Annotated in this window: 4 protein-coding genes; all 4 read left to right on the top strand. The window is 41.7% G+C overall.

Going from position 1 to position 3036, the window contains the following annotated elements; genetic code table 11:
- Positions 1-783, top strand: a 783-nt coding sequence (locus GRP75_RS23000; RefSeq protein ID WP_160790469.1) for an aminopeptidase, incomplete at its 5' end; no start/stop codon positions are given.
- A 230-nt stretch (positions 784-1013) separates the two neighbouring features.
- On the top strand, positions 1014-1604 hold the full coding sequence (locus tag GRP75_RS22995) for a TetR/AcrR family transcriptional regulator (protein ID WP_160790468.1): 591 nt from the start codon (positions 1014-1016) through the stop codon (positions 1602-1604).
- Positions 1605-1622: 18 nt separating this feature from the next.
- Positions 1623-2249 (top strand): HXXEE domain-containing protein, encoded by a 627-nt coding sequence (locus tag GRP75_RS22990; RefSeq protein ID WP_068939438.1) that lies wholly within the window; start codon positions 1623-1625, stop codon positions 2247-2249.
- A 120-nt stretch (positions 2250-2369) separates the two neighbouring features.
- Positions 2370-3036 (top strand): DUF4309 domain-containing protein (locus tag GRP75_RS22985; protein WP_160790467.1); only part of this gene is annotated, 667 nt, incomplete at its 3' end.

The raw sequence follows: 3036 nt of genomic DNA, 5'->3' as shown, positions 1-3036 counted from the left end.
GCATGGGCCGATAAAGTATTTGCTGATGTAGCAGAAGAGGACCGCATTCGAGTCATGTGGGATACGATTTTCGAAATGAACCGTGTAGACGGCTCTGATCCAATTCAAAATTGGCAGGTGCATTTAAACAATCTTGAACAGCTACAAAACAAGCTGAATCATAAAAACTATAAAAGCCTCCACTATCGTGCACCCGGGACAGATTTGAAAATTGAATTGGCCGAAAGACATATTTGGCGCGGCGGCGGTGGTGAAAACGCCCAAGGAATTTATACCGTGGCGAATATGCCGACAGAAGAAGTGTTCACGATGCCTAAGCGTACAGGTGTCAATGGTCATGTCACAAGTACAATGCCACTCAATTTAAATGGACAACTGGTGGATCGCATAACGTTTACCTTTAAGGACGGTAAAGTCACTGAATATACAGCAGAATCCGGCGAGCAGCATCTGACTCATTTGCTCGCTACGGATGAAGGGGCCAGCTATTTGGGAGAAGTTGCACTGGTGCCGCATGATTCACCGATTTCCAATCTCAATCGCATTTTTTACAATACAGGTATCGACGAAAATGCCTCCTGCCACTTGGCTCTAGGCAGTGCGTATCCATTTAATATGGAAAATGGCACACAAATGAACCGGGAGGAGCTGCTCCAGAACGGTGCCAATGTCAGCCTGACTCATGTGGACTTCATGATCGGCTCGGCTGAGCTGGATATTGACGGCGAATTGCAAGACGGAAGCAAAGAAGCCGTGTTCCGCAAAGGAAATTGGGCTATTTAGGCCTTTTTTCAATCTCCATTCAATCGACCCGCAAACGATCTCATTCGTTATGCGGGTTTTTCTATTCCCTAAATCTCAAATTGCTCCTTGTTTTGTGAAATATAAAGTGCTAAACTGAGTTCAAACAATAATTTAAACAATGTTTTAATTATTGTTTGAAAAGTCATTTACATAAAATCGTCCCATTTCATTCATCCGTTATGATTGGACGAAACAGGAGGAGGAAAAACATGAATCACCCAGACAAAAAACAACAAACCAAAGAAAAAATCTTAGACGCTACGCTGGAATTTATTCAAAAGGAAGGTTTTGAGGCGGTTACAATCAGAAAAATTGCCGAGCGGTCTGCTACTAATATTTCTTTAGTTAATTATTATTTTGGCTCTAAGGAAAATCTGCTCAGTGAAGCTATTGAAGTGATATTAAATGGCTTTCAGCATACCTTTTCTATTTTGGACAATACAACGATGCCCCCCCAAGATAGACTGAAACAATTTTTACTTAACTATCTACAGGTCATTCGTCAATATCCAGAGCTTCTTTCGCGAATTATTGCCATGGGCAGCACGCCCTTTACATCTCAACAGGAATACGGAAGGTTTTTAAACATCATGGGATTTCCAAAGGTTCAGAGCACGATCAAGGAGCTGACAGGTGAGCAACAGCCGGAGCGCTTGTTAGCGATGATGCTGCAAATATTTGGAGCTATTTTTCTGCCTGCACTGATGAGTCCGATTCTTGAATCAGGGGCAGTTGTGGAAATACCTTCAGTAGAGGAACAATTAAATCTGCTGTTCGAAAGATATTTTGATCAAAAATAAATCATAGGGGTGACTAATATGAATCTTTTGAGAAAATATTGGCAAGATGCAGGGGCTATAACCGGTGTGGTTGTATGTATTGTTTTACTTATGAATCCAGCTATCCTTTCGGATATAACAGGCATGTTATGGTTGAGTTTTGTGGCTATATTGTTTCATCAATTTGAGGAGTACCGCTGGCCTGGATATTTTGCTGGTTTATTTAACAACGTTATGTTTAAAAGTGATACACCGGATCATTACCCCTTAAACACTCAATCAGCGATGATTATCAATGTGGCAATTGCCTATGTGTTTTATCTGCTCCCCGTATGGTTCCCGCAAGTAGTCTGGCTTGGACTCGCACCAATTTTTATGGGATTCTTTCAGGTCGTTTGGCACGGTATCGTTGTCAATATTAAAGCAAAAACCTTATATAATCCTGGCTTGTTTACGGCACTTCTCCTGCATGTTCCAGTCGGAATCTGGTATATTCATGAAATAGTACAGCGAGACATCCCAACGGCAATAGACTGGATTGCGGGTACGATCTACTTTGTTTTTGCTGTATACATCTTCATCATTAAAGGGAATATATGGTTGAAGAAGAGTGACTCTCCTTACTCCTTTTCTAAACAACAGCTGGGAGCTTACGGTCGTAAATAGGGTATGTTAGAAAATCATCAATGTCCTTGTTTACAAGTTGGATACAAGTAGAGGTATTCTGGAAACGAGGTTCGGTTACACTTGCTTTGTACCCATGAACAAGGAAAGAGTGATCTTATAATGAAGCATACACATCAATCTTATGATCGTAAAAAGTTGGCTTGCAAGCTAATCACCACTAGTGCTTTCTTGGCTATAGGTTTTGCTGTGATGACAGGATGCAGCAATAGCGGGGAAGCAAAATCAACTGCTCCTACTAAAGCAGAAACAGTCACACCGCCTGCTAGTTCTACAGATCAAAACACGGATCCCAATACTAATGGGCAAGGCACAACCTCTACCCATCAAGAACCTGCCAGTAGTACAGCTTCATCTCACAGTAAACACAGCTCCGCAGCCGCTATATTCAGCGCAGCCAAGCAGGGAACCTTACCGAATTTGCCTAAAGGTCTTGGCTTGGGAACTAGCAGCGATCTGTTATTTGAGCTGTGGGGGAAATCCGAGTCAGGTTCTACAGGTCCTATGAGAAGCTACGCTAAGTATCATACAGATATCATGCTGGATGGAAGCGATAAAGTTACAGAAATTACATCTTCCGATCCAGACTATAAGAAGTTGCTTATCAAACAAGTTGTTGACGAATTGGGCCAACCTACGGAAACCGTTGACACCTCTAGAGACATACCTGACACAGCAGAAGCTAATTATACGATCAATAACACATCAGGACTTAGTTATTATTTAGTATTTTCCTATCAAACCAAAACGCAAAAGGTCAATTATATCC

This window comes from Paenibacillus sp. OT2-17, assembly GCF_009827695.1.
Taxonomy (GTDB): Bacteria; Bacillota; Bacilli; order Paenibacillales; family Paenibacillaceae; genus Paenibacillus; species Paenibacillus polymyxa_B.
The sequence above is the reverse complement of the archived record's forward strand: the minus strand, read 5'-3'. Positions and strand labels throughout refer to the sequence as shown.

Excerpts from the sequence above, each read along its gene's own strand:
- GRP75_RS22990 (WP_068939438.1), top strand. The coding sequence starts at position 1,623 with ATGAATCTTTTGAGAAAATATTGGCAAGATGCAGGGGCTATAACCGGT.
- GRP75_RS22995 (WP_160790468.1), top strand. The coding sequence starts at position 1,014 with ATGAATCACCCAGACAAAAAACAACAAACCAAAGAAAAAATCTTAGAC.